The organism is Thermophilibacter mediterraneus (genome assembly GCF_900119385.1).
Lineage (GTDB): Bacteria > Actinomycetota > Coriobacteriia > Coriobacteriales > Atopobiaceae > Thermophilibacter > Thermophilibacter mediterraneus.
The window spans coordinates 723,006-742,722 of sequence record NZ_FPKO01000009.1 but is presented as its reverse complement, the minus strand read 5'-3'; the positions used below and the strand labels follow the sequence as shown (position 1 = coordinate 742,722).

17 protein-coding genes and 5 tRNA genes are annotated in these 19,717 nt (G+C 66.9%); all 22 read right to left on the bottom strand.

Annotation, left to right across the window (positions count from 1 at the left end; all coding sequences use genetic code 11):
- Window position 1: 1 nt before the first annotated feature.
- Entirely contained in the window at window positions 2-3,442 is a 3,441-nt protein-coding gene (gene rpoB / locus BQ7106_RS08265) for a DNA-directed RNA polymerase subunit beta (RefSeq protein WP_240307465.1), read from the bottom strand.
- Window positions 3,443-4,091: 649 nt separating this feature from the next.
- Window positions 4,092-5,252, bottom strand: a complete 1,161-nt coding sequence (locus BQ7106_RS08260) for an IS256 family transposase (protein WP_072374097.1) — start codon at window positions 5,250-5,252, stop codon at window positions 4,092-4,094.
- A 274-nt stretch (window positions 5,253-5,526) separates the two neighbouring features.
- Window positions 5,527-5,907: a 50S ribosomal protein L7/L12 gene (gene rplL / locus BQ7106_RS08255; protein ID WP_072374095.1), complete on the bottom strand. Its 381-nt coding sequence runs from the start codon at window positions 5,905-5,907 to the stop codon at window positions 5,527-5,529.
- A gap of 96 nt (window positions 5,908-6,003) precedes the next feature.
- Window positions 6,004-6,525: a 50S ribosomal protein L10 gene (gene rplJ, locus BQ7106_RS08250; RefSeq protein ID WP_072374093.1), complete on the bottom strand. Its 522-nt coding sequence runs from the start codon at window positions 6,523-6,525 to the stop codon at window positions 6,004-6,006.
- 273 nt (window positions 6,526-6,798) lie between these two features.
- Window positions 6,799-7,506, bottom strand: coding sequence for a 50S ribosomal protein L1 (gene rplA, locus BQ7106_RS08245; RefSeq protein ID WP_072374091.1), 708 nt, complete (start codon window positions 7,504-7,506; stop codon window positions 6,799-6,801).
- 120 nt (window positions 7,507-7,626) lie between these two features.
- Complete coding sequence (rplK, locus tag BQ7106_RS08240) at window positions 7,627-8,055, bottom strand: 50S ribosomal protein L11 (RefSeq protein WP_072374089.1); 429 nt, start codon at window positions 8,053-8,055, stop codon at window positions 7,627-7,629.
- A 90-nt stretch (window positions 8,056-8,145) separates the two neighbouring features.
- Window positions 8,146-8,694, bottom strand: coding sequence for a transcription termination/antitermination protein NusG (gene nusG, locus BQ7106_RS08235; RefSeq protein ID WP_072374086.1), 549 nt, complete (start codon window positions 8,692-8,694; stop codon window positions 8,146-8,148).
- 2 nt (window positions 8,695-8,696) lie between these two features.
- Complete coding sequence (gene secE / locus BQ7106_RS08230; protein ID WP_072374084.1) at window positions 8,697-9,083, bottom strand: preprotein translocase subunit SecE; 387 nt, start codon at window positions 9,081-9,083, stop codon at window positions 8,697-8,699.
- A 72-nt stretch (window positions 9,084-9,155) separates the two neighbouring features.
- Window positions 9,156-9,231: transfer RNA gene (locus BQ7106_RS08225), tRNA-Trp, on the bottom strand.
- Between the two features lie 20 nt (window positions 9,232-9,251).
- Window positions 9,252-9,401, bottom strand: a complete 150-nt coding sequence (gene rpmG / locus BQ7106_RS08220) for a 50S ribosomal protein L33 (RefSeq protein WP_072374082.1) — start codon at window positions 9,399-9,401, stop codon at window positions 9,252-9,254.
- A gap of 206 nt (window positions 9,402-9,607) precedes the next feature.
- Window positions 9,608-10,813 (bottom strand): elongation factor Tu, encoded by a 1,206-nt coding sequence (tuf, locus tag BQ7106_RS08215; protein ID WP_072374080.1) that lies wholly within the window; start codon window positions 10,811-10,813, stop codon window positions 9,608-9,610.
- A 91-nt stretch (window positions 10,814-10,904) separates the two neighbouring features.
- A tRNA-Met gene (locus BQ7106_RS08210) sits at window positions 10,905-10,981 on the bottom strand.
- Between the two features lie 27 nt (window positions 10,982-11,008).
- A tRNA-Thr gene (locus BQ7106_RS08205) sits at window positions 11,009-11,084 on the bottom strand.
- Between the two features lie 3 nt (window positions 11,085-11,087).
- Window positions 11,088-11,171, bottom strand: a tRNA-Tyr gene (locus BQ7106_RS08200).
- Window positions 11,172-11,378: 207 nt separating this feature from the next.
- Window positions 11,379-11,453: transfer RNA gene (locus BQ7106_RS08195), tRNA-Thr, on the bottom strand.
- A gap of 66 nt (window positions 11,454-11,519) precedes the next feature.
- Entirely contained in the window at window positions 11,520-12,056 is a 537-nt protein-coding gene (locus BQ7106_RS08190) for an NYN domain-containing protein (RefSeq protein WP_072374078.1), read from the bottom strand.
- A complete protein-coding gene (gene rlmB / locus BQ7106_RS08185) occupies window positions 12,049-12,975 on the bottom strand; it encodes a 23S rRNA (guanosine(2251)-2'-O)-methyltransferase RlmB (RefSeq protein WP_072374076.1) in 927 nt (308 codons plus the stop codon). Before rlmB ends, BQ7106_RS08190 begins: the two co-directional genes overlap by 8 nt.
- A 5-nt stretch (window positions 12,976-12,980) precedes the next feature.
- The gene (gene cysS, locus BQ7106_RS08180) at window positions 12,981-14,459 is read right to left on the bottom strand and encodes a cysteine--tRNA ligase (protein ID WP_072374074.1); all 1,479 of its coding nucleotides are present in this window, start codon (window positions 14,457-14,459) and stop codon (window positions 12,981-12,983) included.
- 95 nt (window positions 14,460-14,554) lie between these two features.
- Window positions 14,555-15,058, bottom strand: coding sequence for a 2-C-methyl-D-erythritol 2,4-cyclodiphosphate synthase (gene ispF / locus BQ7106_RS08175; RefSeq protein WP_072374072.1), 504 nt, complete (start codon window positions 15,056-15,058; stop codon window positions 14,555-14,557).
- A 34-nt stretch (window positions 15,059-15,092) separates the two neighbouring features.
- The gene (ispD, locus tag BQ7106_RS08170; protein ID WP_083526977.1) at window positions 15,093-15,857 is read right to left on the bottom strand and encodes a 2-C-methyl-D-erythritol 4-phosphate cytidylyltransferase; all 765 of its coding nucleotides are present in this window, start codon (window positions 15,855-15,857) and stop codon (window positions 15,093-15,095) included.
- Window positions 15,857-16,936 (bottom strand): DNA integrity scanning diadenylate cyclase DisA, encoded by a 1,080-nt coding sequence (disA, locus tag BQ7106_RS08165; RefSeq protein WP_072374070.1) that lies wholly within the window; start codon window positions 16,934-16,936, stop codon window positions 15,857-15,859. The genes ispD and disA overlap by 1 nt, the downstream gene beginning before the upstream one ends.
- Window positions 16,937-17,083: 147 nt before the next feature.
- Entirely contained in the window at window positions 17,084-19,669 is a 2,586-nt protein-coding gene (locus BQ7106_RS08160) for an ATP-dependent Clp protease ATP-binding subunit (protein ID WP_072374068.1), read from the bottom strand.
- Window positions 19,670-19,717 lie beyond the last annotated feature (48 nt).

Sequence of the window (19,717 nt, the reverse complement as noted above, 5' to 3'; positions counted from 1 at the left end):
GCTACTCCTTATCGCTCGGAGCGTCGCCGACGAGGGCGGCGTCAGAGTTCTCGAGGTCACTGGCAAGGTCGTCGACGAGGCTGTCGACGGAGGGCATGTCGGCGAAGACGTCCACGGCGCTCTCGGCGACGGCTGCCTCGTCGGAGGCCGCGCGCTCGGCGCGCTTGCGGTAGGAGATCGGCTCGATGTCGAGCGCGAGCGAGCGAATCTCCTTGACGAGCACCTTGAACGACTCGGGGATGCCAGCCGCGGGGACGTTCTCGCCCTTCACGATGGACTCGTAGGTCTTCACGCGACCGCTCGTGTCGTCGGACTTGACCGTGAGAATCTCCTGGAGGACGTTGGCCGCGCCGTAGGCGTAGAGGGCCCAGACCTCCATCTCGCCGAATCGCTGGCCGCCGAACTGGGCCTTGCCGCCCAGGGGCTGCTGCGTGACGAGGCTGTACGGGCCGGTCGAGCGGGCGTGGATCTTGTCGTCGACCATGTGGCCGAGCTTGAGGATGTAGCTCGTGCCGACGGTGATGGGGCTCTTGAACGCCTCGCCGGTGCGGCCGTCGTAGAGCGTGGTCTTGCCGAGCTCGTTGAGCTGCGGGACGAACTCCTCGCGCATGTGGTCGCCGTAGTCGAGGCGGGCCTTGTTCATGAGGTTGATGTTGCAGCGGCGCAGCAGCTCCGCGACCTCCTCGTCGGTGGCGCCGTCAAAGACGGGCGTCGCCACGCGGATGGGGCCCGGGACGTAGCGGTCGGACTCGGCGGACTCGTCGTCCCAGCCGTGCGCGGCGCCCCAGCCGAGGTGGCACTCGAGGAGCTGGCCCACGTTCATACGAGAGGGGACGCCGAGCGGGTCGAGCAGGACGTCGACAGGCGTGCCGTCGGCCATGTAGGGCATGTCCTCGACCGGCAGGACATTGCAGACGACGCCCTTGTTGCCGTGGCGGCCGGCGATCTTGTCGCCCTGCTGAATCTTGCGACGCTGCGCGACGAAGACGCGGACGAGCTCGTTGACGCCGGGCGGGAGGTCGTCGCCAGCCTCGCGGCTGAAGCGGACGACGTCGACGACGCGGCCGTAGGAGCCGTGCGGCATCTTGAGCGAGGTGTCGCGGACGTCGTGGGCCTTGGCGCCGAAGATGGCGCGCAGCAGGCGCTCCTCGGCGGTGAGGGCCGTCTCGCCCTTGGGCGTGACCTTACCCACAAGGATGTCACCGGGGCCGACCTCGGCGCCGATGCGGATGATGCCGTCGTCATCGAGATTTGCGAGCATGTCCTCGGAGAGGTTGGGGATCTCGCGGGTAATCTCCTCGGGTCCGAGCTTTGTGTCGCGGGCGTCGATCTCGTGACGGGAGATGTTGACCGAGGTCAGCAGGTCCTCCTGCACGACGCGCTCGGACACGATGATGCCGTCCTCGTAGTTGAAGCCCTCCCACGGCATGTAGGCCACGGTGAGGTTGGTGCCGAGGGCGAGCTCGGTGTTGTCGATCGAGGTGCCGTCGGCGAGCGGCTGGCCCTTCTCGACGTGGTCGCCCGCACGGACGATCGGGCGGTGGTTGATGCAGGTGGACTGGTTCGAGCGCTGATACTTGGGGAGGTCGTAGCGCTCCGAGCCGTACTCGTCGGAGTAGACGACCACGTGGGCGGCGTCGACCTCGGAGACGGTGCCGGCGTGGGCGGCGCAGATGAGCTCGCCGGAGTCGAGCGCGGCGCGCTCCTCCATGCCGGTGCCCACGTACGGGGCGCTCGTGCGAATCAGGGGCACGGCCTGACGCTGCATGTTCGCGCCCATGAGGGTGCGCTTCGCGTCGTCGTGCTCGAGGAACGGGATGAGGTTGGCGGCGACCGACAGCAGCTGTCGGGGCGAGACGTCCATGTAGTCGACGTCCTCGACGCTCACCTGGGCGGGGGCGCCGAAGGAGCCGTCGAAGTCGCGCGTGCGGGCGATGATTCGCTCGGGGTGCGTGATGTTGCCCTTGGAGTCGACGTCGACGAACCGACCGGTCTCGGGGTCGAACGGCGTGTTGGCGGGGGCGATGTTGTGCGCCTCCTCCTCGTCGGCCGTCATCCAGTCGATCTTGTCGGTGACCACGCCGTTCTCAACGCGACGGTAGGGCGACTCGATGAAGCCGTACTCGTTGACGTGGGCGTAGAGCGCGAGCGAGCCGATGAGGCCGATGTTGGGTCCCTCGGGCGTCTCGATCGGGCACATGCGGGAGTAGTGGGAGTTGTGGACGTCGCGGACGGCCGTCGGCACGTTGGTGCGGCGGCTGGAGCCGGACTTGTGGCCGGCAAGGCCGCCGGGGCCGAGCGCCGAGAGGCGGCGCTTGTGGGTGAGGCCGGCGAGCGGGTTGGCCTGGTCCATGAACTGCGAGAGCTGGGAGGAGCCGAAGAACTCCTTGATCGCGGCCACGATCGGGCGAATGTTGATGAGCGACTGCGGCGTGATGTCGTCGACGTCCTGGGAGGCCATGCGCTCGCGGACGACGCGCTCCATGCGGCTCATGCCGATGCGGAACTGGTTCTGCACGAGCTCGCCCACGGTACGAACGCGACGGTTGCCGAAGTGGTCGATGTCATCGAGGCGCTTGCTCGGGTCCCCGGCGTGCAGGGCGAGCAGGTAGCGCAGGGCCTCGACGATGTCCTCCTGGGTGAGCACGCGCGCGCCGGAGTCGACGTCGATGCCGAGCTTCTTGTTGACCTTGTAGCGACCAACGCGAGCAAGGTCGTAGCGCTGCTCGTTGAAGTAGAGGCCGTCGATGAGCGAGCGGGCGGAGTCGACGGTAGGCGGCTCGCCGGGACGCTGGCGGCGGTAGATCTCGAGCAGGGCGTCCTCGCGCGTGGTGGCAACGTCGCGCTCAAGCGTGTTGCGGACGACGTCGGAGTCGCCGAGCAGCGAGAGAATCTCGTCGTCGGTCTCGGCGATCCCGAGGGCGCGCAGGAACATCGTGGCGGACTGGCGGCGCTTGCGGTCAATGGAGACCACGAGGTGACCGCGCTTGTCGACCTTGAACTCGAGCCACGCGCCGCGCGCGGGGATGAACTGGGCCTTGTGGACGCGAACGCCGTTGTCCATCTCGGAGGCAAAGTACACGCCGGGAGAACGGACGAGCTGCGAAACCACGACGCGCTCGGTGCCGTTGATGACGAAGGTGCCGCGCTCGGTCATGAGCGGGAAGTCGCCCATGAAGACGAGCTGCTCCTTGATCTCGCCGGTCTCCTTGTTGACAAAGCGCACGTCAACGAAGAGGGGCGCCTGGTAGGAGATGTCCTTGGCCCGGCACTCCGCGATGGTGTGCGCGGGATCGCCGAACTGGTGATCTCCAAAGGTGACCTGGAGGGTGTGAGCAGAGTTCTCGATCGGGGAGAACTCGGCGAAGGACTCGGCGAGGCCCTCGCCCATGAAGCGCTCGAACGACTCCTTCTGTACGGAGATCAGGTTCGGAAGCTCCATTGCCGGAGCAATCTTGCTAAAGGTCTTGCGTCCGGTCGTGCCCTGTGGTTTGGTAAGAGCAGTCTTTGCGGTAGACACCAGGCTTTTCCTCCTTCAAAAAGGGTGGAAGGCGGCAATTGTCGCAACGTAATAATCTACCGAAAGCCTCTCGGGTGGTCAATGAAAAGTCTTGACTTGACCCTCGTTTTCGAGTATGAAATTTCGCTCAGCTCTTTTACCTGCTAAAACGCTTCAGCTTGGCATCTCCGGGTGTGAAGGTTCGGTGACGCTCCATGATGCGAGCCGCTTCGACCTTACGAGAGACGTCCCCCAGCGGCACAAAGACGATATGAGCTGAACGTTGGTTCCTTCCGCCGTCACGGCCCCGTGGGCCGGACGACAGCGGACGCGCCGCCAACCGGGAGCGCAAGGCCGACCGACGCGACGCGGGGGGGCGGCGCGAGCATGCCTGGGGGCACGGTTCCGCCCCCTCCGGGACCCCGTTCCGTGCCATATGGCAGTCTGGGCGATATGGCATGCTCGACCAACCGGCAGCCCGCCCAAGCGGCAGCCCGCCCGAGCGGCGCCGCAGCCGCGTGAGGATTGGCAGGGTACCGTCAAGATTCTTGCGCACTTTCCGACAGCCCCATAGGCCCGCCGTCCGGTGCGGCTACCCCTCCAGCAGAGTCACGTCCAGGTAGCGACGAGAGCCCCACTCGCTCTCGGCCACGTACTTGAGCCTGGCGGTCACGAGCATGAGGGCCGAGTTGCCGTCGGGAAAGGTGCCCACGACCCTCGTCCTGCGCCGGATCTCGCGGTTCAGCCTCTCGATGGCGTTGTTGGTGCGTATGCGCCGCCAGTGCTCGCGCGGGAACCTCGTGTAGGTCAGGGTCTCGGCGTATCCGTCGCGCACGACCTTGGCCGCCTCCTTGAGCTTGGATTTCTCGAGCTCGGATGCGACCTCGAGGGCCTTGGCCTCGGCAGCCTCGCGGGACTCCATGGCGTGGATGGCCTTGAGCATGGCGGCGACCCTCGGCCTCTTCGATTTCGGAACCTTCGAGAGCACGTTGCGGTAGAAGTGCACGGTGCAGCGCTGGTAGGCCGCGCCGGGGAAGACCTCCGCGATGGAGCCGACCATGCCGGCCGCCTTGTCGCCGGTGAACATCCTCACGCCGCGCAGCCCGCGCGACTTGAGCCACGAGAGGAACTCCCGCCAGCACTCCGCCGACTCCGTGAACCCCTCGGCGGCACCGATGACCTCGCGGAAGCCGTCGTCGTTCACGCCTATGGCCACCATCACGGCCACGTTCTCGTAGCTCCCGCCCCAGGATCTCTTGAGGTATATCCCGTCGACGTAGACGTAGGGGTACGCCCGGTCGAGCGGCCTGTTGCGCCACTCCTCGACCGACGCGAACGCCTTCTCGTTGAGGTTGGAGACGGTCGACGCCGAGACGCTCGAGCCCCAGAGGATCTCGGAGACGTCCTCGATGCGCCTGGTGGAGACGCCCGCGAGGTACATCTCTATCAAGGCCTCCTCGACGCTCGTCTCGCGGCGCCGGTAGCGCTCGATGATCGCCGTGGTGAACCGCATGCCCTTGAGCTTGGGCATGCGGATCGTGACCTCGCCGGACGTCGTCGTGAGCTTTCGCTCGTAGTGGCCGGCGCGGTACGCCTCGCGCCCCGCCGTCCGCTCGTAGCGCTCGGCGCCCACGAGGTCGTCGGCCTCCTCGTCCAGGAGGCCGTTCAGCATCTCCTCGACGGTACTCCTGACGAGCTCGCGAAGGTCGGTCTTCAGGCTCTCCTCGTTGAATGTTACGATTGGCTCGGGCATGGTCTACCTCCAGCATGTTTCTTGTCTAGGCAACTCGAATCATACCGGGGCGGGCCGTGCCCTCCTTCCTATCTGGACGCTATTCCGCTGTCAAAGTGCGCAAGAAATTGTACGTTACCATTGGCAGGCCCGACCGGTCGCGGCTGCACCGCGAGCGATTGGGCCGATTTTGCCCTTTGACCATGTCCGGCCATGTCCGGCTCAAAATAAAGGGGGCCAGGCGTATGCCCGACCCCCTGAAGGTGCGCGATGCGCGTGACCCTGGGTAACGAAGTTACTTGAGGGTGACGACGGCGCCGGCCTCCTCGAGCTGCTTCTTGGCGGCCTCGGCGTCGTCCTTCTTGGCGCCCTCGAGGACGGCCTTGGGGGCACCCTCGACGACCTCCTTGGCCTCCTTCAGGCCGAGGCTGGTGAGGGCACGGACGACCTTGATGACGGCAATCTTGTTGTCACCGAAGGACTCGAGGACGACGTCGAAGTTGGTCTTCTCCTCCTCCTCGGCGGCAGCGGCAGCCGGAGCGGCGGCAACGGCGGCAACGGGGGCGGCGGCGGAGACGCCGAAGGTGTCCTCGATCGCGTGAACGAGCTCGGAGGCCTCGAGAAGGGTCATCTCCTTGAGGGCGTCAATGATCTCCTCAGTGGTAAGCTTAGCCATTTTTGGTTTCCTTTCGATCCCGCGCGCAGGCGCGGATTGTCTTTGCGGTTGCGGGGCGCCCTGCGCCCCAGGTGGTGCGGCGAGGCCGCGGTGAAGCTAGGCAGCCTGCTTCTTCTCGGAGACGGCGTTGACGGTGCGAGCGAGGCCAGCAGGGACCTCCTTGACGCACACGGCGATGTCGCGAGCGAAGCCGCTGATGAGACCAGCGAGCATACCCATGAGCTGATCGCGGTTGGGCAGGTCAGCGTAGGCCTTGGCCTCCTCGGCGGAGAGAGCCTTGCCATCGGCGATGGCGCCGACGAACGCCATCTTCTTCAGCTTCTCGGACTGCTCCTTGATGACCTTGGCGGCATCGACGGGGTCCTTCTCGAAGAAGATGTAGGCGCAGGTACCGGCGAGCATCTCGTCGATGTTGGGCATCCCGGCGTTCTCGAGGGCGATCTTGACGATGTTGTTCTTGTACACCTTCATCTCGGCCCCGGCCTCACGCAGCGCGCGACGGACCTGCTGGGTCTCCTTAACGGAGAGGCCACGGTAGTCGACGACGAAGAGGCCCTGGGAGGACTCCAGAGAGCTGGCGACCTTCTCGAGCATAGCGACATTGGACTTGGACGGCATGTTCAGTACACCTCCTCTGATGCGGATCGGGCACGAGCCGCGGCAGGCGGGCCTTCCGCATGAGAAGACCCCGCTCGGCAAGCCAAGACGGGGTCTTCGAGAATGCAACTCTCAGACCACCTCGGCAGGCGGGGTAACCCCATTAAGCCTCTCGGCACCGGCTGTCTCTGGCAGCGGACGTGCGACGTGTGCGAGACGGGCGTCTCGCGTGTGACAGTGTGTCACGACGCAAGACGCCCGTCAAGCAGTCAGGCAAAAATGACGCGAGAAGAACTAGTCCTCCATAAAGTTGCGCGTCTTGGTGGTGTCGACCTTGATGCCAGGGCCCATCGTGGTGGAGATGACGACGGACTTGACGTACTTGCCCTTGGCGCTCGAGGGCTTCACGCGAATCAGCTCGGTCAGGAGCGCGCCGTAGTTCTCGACGAGCTTCTCGACGTCAAAGGAGACCTTGCCCATGGGGACGTGGCAGATGCCGTAGCGGTCGGCGCGGTACTCGACGCGGCCGGCCTTGAGCTCGCCGACCATCTTGGCGACGTCCATGGTGACGGTGCCGAGCTTGGGGTTGGGCATGAGGCCGCGGGGGCCGAGGATCTTGCCGAGGCGACCGACCTTGCCCATCATGTTGGGCGTCGCGATGGCGGCGTCGAAGTTCAGCTCGCCGGCCTGCACCTGGGCGACGAGGTCGTCGGAACCGATGACGTCGGCGCCAGCGGCCTCGGCCTCACGGGCCTTCTCGCCCTCGGCGAAGACGGCGACGCGGACGGACTTGCCGGTGCCGTTGGGCAGGGAGATGGAGCCGCGGACGTTCTGGTCGGCCTTGCGGGTGTCAACGCCGAGGCGAACGGCGACCTCGACGGTCTCGTCGAACTTGGCCACGGAGAGCTCCTTGGCGAGCGTCATGGCCTCCTTCGGGGAGTAGAGCTTGGAGCGGTCGACCTTGGTCGCGGCCTCCTGGTACTTCTTTCCGTGCTTAGGCATGTGCTACCTCCTGTGGTCAGCGGGCCGTCGGCCCTCCCACATCGTATGTGCAAAGGGGACAGTCCCTTTTGCACGATGGAAGCGTGCAAAAGGGACTGTCCCCTTTGCACGCACGAAACACTACTCGGCGATGGTGACGCCCATGGAGCGGGCGGTGCCGGCCACGATCTTCTTGGCGGCCTCGATGTCGTTGGCGTTGAGGTCCGGCATCTTGATCTCGGCGATCTTGGTGAGCTGCTCCTGGGTGAGCTGGCCGACCTTGTCGCGCTGAGGAACGCCAGAGCCGCTCTTGAGACCGAGCTCCTTCTTGATGAGCTGGGCCGCGGGAGGGGTCTTGCAGACGAAGTCGAAGGTGCGATCCTCGTAGACCGTGATCTCGACGGGGATGATGTCACCGGCCTTGTCCTGCGTGGCGGCGTTGAACGCCTGGCAGAACTGCATGATGTTGACCTGGGCGGCACCGAGGGCGGGGCCGACGGGAGGCGCGGGGTTGGCGGCGCCAGCGGGAATCTGGAGCTTGATGAAGTGCGTAACCTGCTTCTTGGCCATGGTTGTCTCCTTGTGGAACCGTGACTGAACAATCTATGAAAGCGCCGGCCCGAGAAGCAATCCTCACCGATACCGGGCAGGCGGAATCTCCTAGCCGATGACCGAGATCTGGTCGAGCGTGAGCTCGACGGGAGTCTCACGGCCAAAGATCGTGAGCATGACCTTGACCTTGCCGGACTCGGGCATGACCTCCGAGACCTGGCCGTCGAAGTCGGCGAGCGGGCCGGAGAGGACCTTGACCGCCTGACCGACCTCGATGTTGGTCGAGGTGCGCTTGGGAGTTGCGACAGAGGTGCCGCGACCGCCGGAGCGACGCATGATCTTGTCAAACTCGTCGCGACGAAGCGGGGTGGGCTTGCCGTCGAGTCCAACGAAGCCCGTCACGCCCGGGGTGTTGCGCACGACGGCCCACGTGTTGTCGTCGACCTCCATGCGAACGAGAACGTAGCTCGGGAAGACCTTGGACTCCTTGGTCTCGCGCTTGCCGCCGTCCTTGATCTCGGTGACCTCCTCGGTCGGGATCTGGATGTCCACGACCTTGTCCTCGAGGCCATAGGTCTCGATTCGGTGCTCAAGGTCAGCCTTGACCTTGTTCTCGTAGCCGGAGTAGGTGTGAATCACGTACCAACGCTTTGCCATTTCTACCCCCTCAGGCCAGTAAAGGCGATGAGCGCGGCGACCACGCCGGAGTCGACGAGCCAGATGACGAGACCGAAGACGATCAGCATGATGATGATCGCGACAGAGTAGGTCTTGAGCTCCTCGCGGGAGGGCCACACGACGCGACGCATCTCGGAGCGCACGTCACCAAGGTAGTTGCGGAGGCGACCGAAGAGCCCGGGCTTCTTGTTGGGATCAGCCTTCTTCTCGGGCATCTTCTCGGCCTGCTTCTCGGACTTCTTGGCAGCCTTGTCGTCCGCCTTCTTAGTCGAGGCGGGGGCAGAGGCGGCCTGGGCAGCCTCGACGCGGGCGCGCTCCTCTGCGCGCGCCTTGCGGGCGCTCCTCTTGTTTCGGTCCTTGTTAGCCATCCCTCGACTCCCTCGAAAGCGGTACTTACATGGAAACCGGCTAACCCCGAAGGGAAAGCCGGTGGTGAAATCTGGCAGGCCAGGAAGGACTCGAACCCTCAACAAACGGTTTTGGAGACCGCCGCTCTACCATTGGAGCTACTGGCCTGTAATGAAAACCCACCTTGGTTAGCGGGTCTCCCTGTGAAGCGTGTGCTTACGGCACCACGGGCAGTACTTCTTCAACTCCATGCGATCGGGGTTGTTGGACTTGTTCTTGTCCGTGGTGTAGTTGCGGCGCTTGCACTCGGTGCACGCGAGGGTAACTAGAGTACGCATTGATCCTCCTGAAGAACTTCTCGTTGGAGGGAGTTTCCCTCGAACGTGACGCGATGGCAAACGATACCATCGGTACGCCAGAGCTGTCAACTCACAACGAGATTGTCGGCGTTCGTCACATAATCCGCAAATCTCTTCCGCGCTTGCGCGCGCAAAAAAGACCCGGCGTCCGAGGACGCCGGGTCCAAAGCTAGCTTCGTGAGAAGTTAGTCAAGAATCGTGGAGACACGGCCGTCGCCGACGGTGTGGCCACCCTCGCGGATAGCGAACTTGAGGCCCTGCTCCATGGCAATCGGGTGGATGAGCTCGCAGGTGACCGTGATGTGGTCGCCCGGCATGGCCATCTCGACCTTGTTGCCGTTGGTGTCGGTGAGCTCGGAGATGTCACCGGTCACGTCCGTGGTGCGGAAGTAGAACTGCGGACGGTAGCCAGCGAAGAACGGGGTGTGGCGGCCACCCTCCTCCTTGGTGAGGACGTAGATCTCGCCGGTGAACTTCTGGTGCGGCTGGACGGAGCCGGGCTTGCAGATGACCTGGCCGCGCTCGATGTCCTCGCGCTTGATGCCGCGCAGGAGGATGCCGACGTTGTCGCCAGCCTCGCAGAAGTCCATGGTCTTGCGGAACATCTCGATGCCGGTGGCGACGGAGGTCTGCTTCTCGCGGATGCCGACGATCTCAACGGGGTCGTTGAGCTTGAGCTCGCCGCGCTCGACACGACCGGTGGCAACGGTGCCGCGGCCGGAGATGGTCATGACGTCCTCGATGGCCATCAGGAAGGGCTTGTCGTTGTCACGCGGCGGGGTCGGGATGTAGGAGTCGACGGCGTGCATGAGCTCGATGATGGAGTCAACCCACTTCTGCTCGCCGTTGAGGGCGCCGAGGGCGGAGCCGCGGATGATCGGCAGGTCGTCGCCGGGGAAGTCGTACTCGGTGAGGAGGTCGCGGGTCTCCATCTCGACGAGGTCGATGAGCTCCTCGTCGTCAACCATGTCGCACTTGTTCAGGAAGACGATGATGTAGGGGACGCCGACCTGACGGGCGAGCAGGATGTGCTCGCGGGTCTGGGCCATGGGGCCGTCGGTGGCGGCGATGACGAGGATGGCGCCGTCCATCTGAGCCGCACCGGAAATCATGTTCTTGATGTAGTCAGCGTGGCCCGGGCAGTCAACGTGAGCGTAGTGACGCTCCCAGGTCTCGTACTCGATGTGGGCGACGTTGATGGTGATGCCGCGCTGACGCTCCTCGGGAGCCTTGTCGATGTTCTCGAAGGCGGTGTAGTCGGCCTTGCAGCCCTCGGTCTCGGAGAGGACCTTGGTGATAGCGGCGGTCGTGGTGGTCTTGCCGTGGTCGACGTGACCAATCGTACCGATGTTTACGTGGGGCTTAGAGCGATCGAACTTCTCCTTGGCCATTGCCATCCTCCTTCTGGAACCAACCTGTCGGCCATCCCATAGACTTACTTCGTTCTTATGCTAAGCGGCGCCGTAGCGCCGCTAAGAACTCTGGTACCGGTGACTGGACTCGAACCAGTGACATCGCGGGTATGAGCCGCGTGCTCTAACCAACTGAGCTACACCGGCATGGTGCCTTGCCGCTGAAAAATGGAATGGAGCCCGCGACCGGATTTGAACCGGTGACCTCTTCGTTACCAACGAAGTGCTCTACCGACTGAGCTACACGGGCAGATGGTGGGGATGCTTGGACTCGAACCAAGGAACCCAGAGGGAGCGGATTTACAGTCCGCCGCAGTTGCCGCTGTGCCACATCCCCATTCCGTTTTCAGCCGCCTGCGGAGCTCGTTCTCCCCCACAAGGCGGGAAACAGATTACGCCGCGCGGATAGACTTGTCAACGCTACCACCCAGCCGGGCGTATCCATAATCACGAACCGCACACAACCGCAGGTCAACGTAGCTGTTTAGCCGATATTTGCAGCGAGGCCGCGACCCATGCGGGCCACGGCCTCGAAAAAATTTCCTGGAGCCGGTAGAGGGAGTCGAACCCACAACCCACGGTTTACAAAACCGTTGCTCTGCCATTGAGCCATACCGGCGCTCCTCACCATCATACCGGATTTCCCCCTCTCGGGAACAGGCCCGGTCAGACTCGCGGCCGCCCCTCACGGGCGTAGCATCCTCCAGAGCCTCTCACGCGCCTCGGGGTCGATTCGGTCCTCCAGGCGCATGTGCTGGGTCTGGCGCTCGTCGTTCGCCCTCCGATACTCCTCGGTGAGCTGGTTGACGTCGGCGACGAGCACGTCGCTCGAGATGCGCGTGACCGGGACGCCGCCCACCGTCGCCCGGATCGTCCGGTCGGAGGTGACGACCGTCACCGCATGCGGGGCAAGCCGCGCCTCCGTGACGAGCCGCTCGATCACCGTGTCGGCGGACTCCCCCGGTGCCGAGAAGATCATGCGCACGCCAGCCCTTGAGAGGTCGGGGCGCTCGGGCGAGACGTTTCCCGCCGCGTCGAACACGATGACGGGCTCGTAGCGCCCCTTGGCGTATGCCGCCACGTCGGCAACGAGCAGGTCACGCGCCTGCTCGAAGGGGTCTCCCCCCTCGCTCTCGTCCATGCGGGCAAGGTAGCGCGGCGACTTGTAGATCACGTTGTAGCCATCGACGACGAGCAGCTCCCGGGAGGCGCGGCTAGGCATCCGGCCCCGCCTCCGACACCGTGCGCCTCATCCACTCGTAGCAGAGGACGGTCGTCGCCTGCGCGACGTTGAGCGACTCCACGCGACCGCGCTGGGGAAGGCGGCACGCGAAGTCGCACCTCTCGGACACGAGACGGGAGATGCCCTCCCCCTCCGAGCCCATGACGAGCGCGAGCCGCCCCGCGAGCGGCGCGTGCCACACGTCCTGCTCCGCGTGCTCCGTCGCGGCGCATGCCCAGAACCCGGCGGCCTGGAGCTCCTCGATGGCGCAGGCGAGGTTGGAGACCTGGGCGATGGGCAGGTGCATGACCGCCCCCGCCGACGTCTTGTACGCGCCCACGCCAACCGACGCGGCGCGCGCCTTGGCGACCACCACCCCGGCTGCGCCCACGACCTCGGCCGTGCGCACGATGGCGCCGAAGTTGCCCTGGTCAGTCACGTGGTCGAGCACGACCACCAGGGCGTCGCCGTCCCCCGCGGCAGCGATGACGTCCGCGAGCGCCGCGTACTCAAAGGGCCTCGTGCGCACGACGACGCCCTGGTGGGCGCCGTGGCTCGAGAGCGCGTCCAGCCGCGCGCGCGGGACGCGCTCGACCGGGACCCCGGCGTCCTCGAGCTGCGCCGCGATGCGCTCAAGCGCCTGGTCCCGCTCGCCGGAGCGCTCCTGCACGAGCGCGGAGCGCAGCGGCATCCCGCAGGACAGCGCCTCCTCGACGGCGCGCCTGCCCTCAATGAGGTCGCTGCGGTCGCGCGCATCGCGACGGGGCGTCCCCGGGCGGGCGGCGGGGCCGCGACCCTTCTCGCCGCGCGCCCCCCTTCCCGCGGGCTGTCGGGAGGGGCGCCCCGCCGTGGGGCGCTGCCCCCTCCCCTTTCCGCCTCGGACGTCGCGACCGGGCGTGCGTGACTGGTTCTTTGCCATGGGAGCTACTCCTTGCGGTGGAGCCGGGCGCCCGAGGCGGTGTCCTCGACCACGAGCCCGAGTCCCGTGATTCCGTCTCGGATGGCGTCGGCGACGGCCCAGCGCTTCTGCGCGCGGGCCTCCTGACGCGCGCGCAGAAGCGCCTCGGCCGCCTCGGACGCGGACGAGCCCTCGTAGCCCGCCTGCTCGCGCGCAAGGCCGACGAGCTCGGACGGCAGGTCCTCGTCGCCGGCGGAGCGGGAGAGTTCGATTCCCATGACGTCGGCGAGCTCGCAGATCATGTCCGCGGCGCGCAGGCACACCGCGGTCGAGGTGTCGTCCGCGGCATCGGCGAGGTAGGTGTTCGCCGCGGTCACGAGCGAGAAGATCGCGGCAAGGCCGCCGGCGGTGTTGAAGTCGTCGTCCATCTGTCGGCAGAACTCGGCCCGAGCCTCGTCGATTCGCCTCCCGAGCGCGCGGTCGGCCTCGTTGAGCTCGCCGTCCTGGGGCGAGCGCTCGGCGGCCCAGCGAAGGTTTCGGGCGCAGGTCTCGAGGCGCTCGAGCGTTCCCGCGACGCCCTCGAGGCGCTCGAAGGAGAAGTCGAGCGGGGCCCGGTAGTGGGTCTGCAGCATGAGCAGGCGCACCGCGTCCGCGGGATACTTGTCGAGCACCTCCTTGAGCGTGTAGAAGTTCCCGAGGCTCTTGGACATCTTCTCGCCGTCGACGCGCAGCATGCCCGTGTGCATCCACGTCTTCGCAAGCGCCGCGTCCCAGGCGCACATCGCCTGGGCGGTCTCGTTCTCGTGGTGCGGGAAGATGAGGTCGGCGCCGCCGCCGTGGATGTCGATGGGGGTCCCCAGGTAGCGGTGGATCATGGCGCAGCACTCGGTGTGCCAGCCGGGGCGGCCGTCGCCCCAAGGGGAGGGCCAGCTCGGCTCGCCCGGCTTCGCCGCCTTCCAGAGGGCGAAGTCGAACGGGTCGCGCTTCTCGCTGTTGACCTCCACGCGCTCACCCGCGCGCATCTGGTCGAGGTCGCGCCCGGACAGGACGCCGTAGCTGGCGTCGGAGCGCACGGAGAAGTACACGTCGCCGGAGGGCACGGGATAGGCGTGACCGCGCTCGATGAGGGTCTGGATCATCTCCTGCATCGCCTCGATCTCGTGCGTGGCGCGCGGGCGGATGTCCGGGTCGAGCACGCCGAAGCGGTGCATCTGCTCGATGAAGGCCGCAGAGCACTCCTCGGCGACCTCGGCGGCGGTGCGACCAGTCTCGTTGGCCCGGTTGATGATCTTGTCGTCCACGTCCGTGAGGTTCTGCGCGAACGTAACCTGGTAGCCCTTGTACATCAGGTAGCGGCGAATCACGTCGAACGCGAGGAACGTGCGCGCGTTGCCGATGTGAATCTGGTCGTAGACGGTGGGTCCGCAGACGTACATGCGGATCTTGCCCTCCTCGAGGGGGACGAGCTCCTCCTTCTTGTGCGTCTGGCTGTTGTAGACGAGCATGCGTGCTCCTTGGCGTATACGGTCCGAAACGTTCTGACCAGTATACGCCGCGGGACGCGCCGGGAAAGGGCGCGCGAGGGCGGCCCCGGGCGACGCTAGCGGGCCTCTCCCCCGCCGACGGAGCGGCCGTCGTCGAGCAGGCACACGGCCCAGGCGGCGATGCCCTCCTCGCGGCCCACGAAGCCGAGCCGCTCGGTGGTGGTTGCCTTCACGCCCACGCTGTCCACCGGCACGCCGAGCGCGGCGGCCATCCGCGCGCGCATCTCGTCGCGATACGGCGCCAGCTTGGGCGCCTGCGCCGCGATGGTCACGTCCGCGTCCGCCACGCGCCAGCCGCGCTCGCGCGCCAGCGCCGCGACCTCGCGCATGAGACCGAGCGAGTCAGCGCCCTCGTACCTCGGGTCGGTGTCCGGGAAGAGCTTTCCGATGTCGCCCGCGCGCAGCGCCCCCAGGACCGCATCCATGAGCGCATGCGCCACCACGTCGGCGTCCGAGTGGCCGGCAAGTCCCCGCTCGAACGGCACGCAAACGCCGCCCAGCACGAGCCGCCTTCCCTCGGCGAACGCGTGAACGTCAAAGCCGTGTCCTATGCGCAGCATGTGAGTCCCCTCCTTGGCACGCGAGCGGCAGGGCCTACGTCAGCAATCTCCGCTCGAGGGTCGCCTCGGCGACGGCGAGGTCCTCCGGAACGGTGATCTTGATGTTGTCGCGCGGGCACTCCACGCAGCGCACGCGCCCTCCGATGCGCTCGACGAGCGACGAGTCGTCCGTGCCCTGGTACTCCTCGCGCGCCGCGGCCTTGTGCGCAGCGAGCAGGACGCGGCGCCGAAAGACCTGCGGGGTCTGTGCCGCCCAGTAGAACGAGCGGTCGGGGGTGGCAACGATGGTGTCGCCCTCGACGAGCTTGAGCGTGTCGATCGAGCGGCTGGCGAGGATGGCGCCGGCAAGCGCGGGGTCCTCGCGGACGGCCGCTATGACGCGCTCCACCATCTCGGTCTCGACGAGCGGGCGCGCGGCGTCGTGCACCGCCACGAGCTCGCGCCGGGCGGGGACCGCACTCAGACCGGAAAGCACCGAGGCCTGTCGCGTGGCGCCAGAGGGCGCGATGCTCACCGGCTTCTTGAGTGAGAGGCGCCCGAGCACGTCGCGCTCGACCTCGCGCACGCGGTCGGGGGCACAGACGACCACGATGTCCGCCACGGAGCTCGCGCGATCGAACGCGACGATCGACCAGCACATGAGCGGCAGGCCGCAGAGGCTCACGAACTGCTTGCCGCGCGGGTCGCCGAAGCGCTCCCCCGTCCCCCCGGCGACGATGACGGCGCTCGTGTCCGCCTTGCGCTCGCACGACCCGACGCGCTCGGGACGCGCGCAGGGGCAAGGAGACGGGCCGCCCATCACTCGCCCTTTCCCCACATGCGGTGCAGGCTGTTGGCGAGGACGTCGGGGTTCTTGACACCGATCTCACCGAGGCGGGAGGGGTCGTCGTCAACCGCCTCGAGCACCTCCTGGAGCGAGCCGTACTCGTCGACGATCTTGTCGGCCATGCCCTCGCGCACCACGGGAACGCGGGAGAGCGTGCGCAGGCCGAGCGGGGTCATGACGCTGTCCTCCCCGAGCTCGTCGGTGAAGCCCAGGATCTTTGCCACGGTCTTGGCCGAGCGCAGCTGCGTGTTGACGGTGTCGTGCAGGCGGCGGCGCACCCCGCGCGCCGTTTCCTCGGAGGAGTCGGCCGCATAGTCGCGAATCATGAGGGTGTACGCCTCGTCGACGCCGGCGAGGTTCTCGTCGCGCTGCATCTGGGCGATCTTGCCCTCGCGGCCGAGCTGGACGATGCAGTTGTCGAGTTCCTGGCCGGCCGTGAGCAGCGTCTCAAAGAGGTAGAAGAGGTCGGTGAGGTCGCCGAGCGTGACCATGTTGTCGAGCTCGAGGCTCGTGAGGCGCAGCAGGTTGCGGTCGAGCTGGGAGCGCGTGTTCTGCATGGCGACGGTGAGCTGGTTGACGGTGGTGAGCAAGTCGCTCACGCTGCGCACCTGAAAGCCCTTGCCGTCCACGTAGACGTTGATCACCGAGCGGCGCGAGGACACCGACACCACCATCGCCTTGGTGAGCAGGCTCATGCGCGCCGCGGTGCGGTGGCGCGTCCCCGTCTCTGACGTGGGGAGCGACGGGTCGGGGTTGAGGTGATAGTTCGCGCGCAGGATCTTGGTGAAGTCGCGGTCGACGACCACGGCACCGTCCATCTTGCAGAGCTCGAAGAGTCGGTTGGCGGTGAACGAGACGTCGAGCTTGAAGCCGTCGTCGCCCGCGGCGAGCACGTTCTCCGTGTCGCCGACGCAGATGAGCGCGCCGAGGTGCCCGGCGAGGATCATGTCGAGGGCCACGCGCAGCGGCGTGCCCGGTGCGGTGTTCCTTACGGCGTCCTGGAGACGCTGCTCGCGCTCCGCGGCACCGCTTTCAAGCTCGGAGGCGTCCATGGCGACCCTTCTCGCGCGGGCCGGCCCGCCTCCGGGCCGGCCCCCCTCTGTTGTCTTGAGTATATCGCGAGCACCGCGGCGCGCGAGGCCTCCACCCACTCTCCCGCGGACGTTAACCCCCGGGCAACGTGGGGGGGGATGGCGACGCTACTCCCCCGAGGCGAGCAGTCCGCCGGCGCCCGCCGAACCCCGGGACGGCTCGGGCAGCGGCGCGAGGTCGGGGGCGGCCATGTGCTCGCGGCGCCGGGGCGCCGGAATCTCGCCCACGGCGTGCTCGAAGACGAGCCTGCCGTCCCCCTCGTCAACGCGAATAATCTCGCCCTTGCGCCAGAGGCCCTGCAGGAGCTCCTCCGAGAGCGGGTCCTCGATGAGCGTCTGGATGGCGCGGCGAAGCGGCCTGGCGCCGTAGACGGGATCTGCCCCCTCCCTGGCCACGAGGTCGCGGGCGGCATCGGTGAGCTCGATGGACATGCCCTGGGCGATGAGGCGCTCGCGCAGGTCGGCGACCATGAGCTCCACGATGCCGCGCAGCTGCTCGGACGTGAGCGACTTGAAGACCACGACCTCGTCCACGCGGTTGAGGAACTCCGGTCGGAAGTGCTTCTTGAGCTCGGACATCACGCGGGAGGTGATCTCCTTGTCCGAGAGGCCGCCGGCACCCTGCGCCGAGAAGCCCATCGTGGTCGTCTGGGCGATGTCGCGCGCGCCGATGTTGGACGTCATGATGATGACGGTGTTGGAGAAGTCGACGTGACGCCCCTGGCCGTCGGTGAGGCGGCCCTCCTCCAGGATCTGGAGAAGGACGTTGAAGACGTCGGGGTGGGCCTTCTCGACCTCGTCGAACAGCACGACGGAGTAGGGCCTGCGGCGGACTGCCTTGGTGAGCTCGCCGCCCTCGTCGTAGCCCACGTAGCCGGGAGGGGCGCCCACGAGCTTGGAGACGGTGTGCTTCTCCATGAACTCGGACATGTCGAACGATATGAGCGCGTCCTCGGAGCCGAAGAGGAACTCGGCGAGCGCCTTGGCGAGCTCGGTCTTGCCCACGCCCGAGGGGCCGAGGAAGATGAACGAGCCGCCGGGGCGGCGCGGGTCCTTGAGCGGGGAGCGACTGCGGCGAATGGCCCTTGCCACCTTGGTGACGGCCTCGTCCTGGCCGACGACGCGCTGGTGCAGCACGTCCTCGCAGCGCAGGAGCTTGGAGGCCTCGGCCTCCGTGAGGCTCGAGACGGGAACGCCCGTCATGGACGAGACCACGTCGGCGATGTCATCCTCGTCGACGGTGACCACGTTTGCGGCGAGCTCGTCGCGCCAGGCGGCCTCGAGCTCGTCGCGACGAGCGACGAGCGCCTTCTCCTCGTCGCGCAGGCGGGCGGCCTCCTCGAACTCCTGGGCGGCCGCGGCCGCGGACTTCTCGTCGCGAACGCGAGCGAGGTCGGCGTCGGTCTGGGCGATCTCGGGCGGCAGCGCCATCTTGTGGACGCGCGTGCGCGCCCCCGCCTCGTCGAGGACGTCGATGGCCTTGTCCGGAAGGAAGCGGTCCTGCACGTAGCGGCTCGAGAGGGTCACCGCGGCGCGGACGGCGGCGTCGGTGTAGCGGACGTGGTGGTGCTTCTCGTAGCGGTCCTTGAGCCCCTCGATGATCCGGACGGTGTCCTCGGGGCTGGGCTCCCCGATGTTGACGGGCTGGAAGCGACGCTCGAACGCGGAGTCCTTCTCGATGTGCTTGCGGAACTCCTCCGCCGTGGTGGCGCCGATGACCTGGATCTCCCCGCGCGAGAGGGGCGGCTTCAGGATGGAGGCGGCATCGATCGAGCCCTCGGCCGAGCCGGCACCGATGACGGTGTGGATCTCGTCGATGAAGAGGATGTCCTCCTTGGACTCCTCGAGCTCGCGGACCACCTTCTTCATCCGCTCCTCGAACTCGCCGCGGTACTTGGAGCCGGCGACGAGGCTCGCCAGGTCGAGCGTCCAGATCTGCTTGCCGCGCAGGATGTCGGGCACGTTGCCCGAGGCGATGAGCTGGGCGAGGCCCTCCACGATGGCGGTCTTGCCCACCCCCGGGTCGCCGAGGATGAGCGGATTGTTCTTCTGCCGGCGCGCCAGGACCTGCATGACGCGCTCGATCTCGCGGTCGCGGCCAATCACGGGGTCGAGCCCTCCGTCGGCCGCGAGCTTGGTGAGGTTGCGCCCGTACTGCTCGAGCACCGAGCCCTCCTCGCCGCCCTGCTGCGGCCCCTGGCCGCCGAAGCCGGCCATGCGCACGTCGGCGGTGGCTTCCCTCTGGGGCTGCTCGGGCTGCTTCGCGGCGAGCTCGGCGACGGCGTTGCGCACGGCATCGCCCGATACGCCCATCTGGCGCAGGGCGTCCATCGCCCGGCCGTTGCCCTCCGCAACGATGCCGAGCAGCAGGTGCTCGGTCGCGATGTAGGTCTGGCCGTGCGTCATGGTCTCGCGGTAGGCGCCCTCGAGCACGCGCTTGGCGCGCGGCGTGAAGGGGATGTGGCCGCCCGGGACCGGCTCGCTGTCGCTGGCCGTAAGGCCGCGCACCGTGGCGAGCGTCTCGTCGTAGGTGACGTCGAGCTTGGCGAGCGCCTGCGCGGCAACGCCCTCGCCCTCCCTTATGAGGGCCAGGAGCAGGTGCTCCGTGCCCACGTACATCTGCCCGAGACCACGGGCCTCGTCCTGGGCGAGGCTCATGACCTTGCGGGCCTTGTCGGTGAACTTCTCGAACATGGGGATGCCCCTCCCTCGTTGGTCTCGCAGGTATAGTTTGTACCCAGC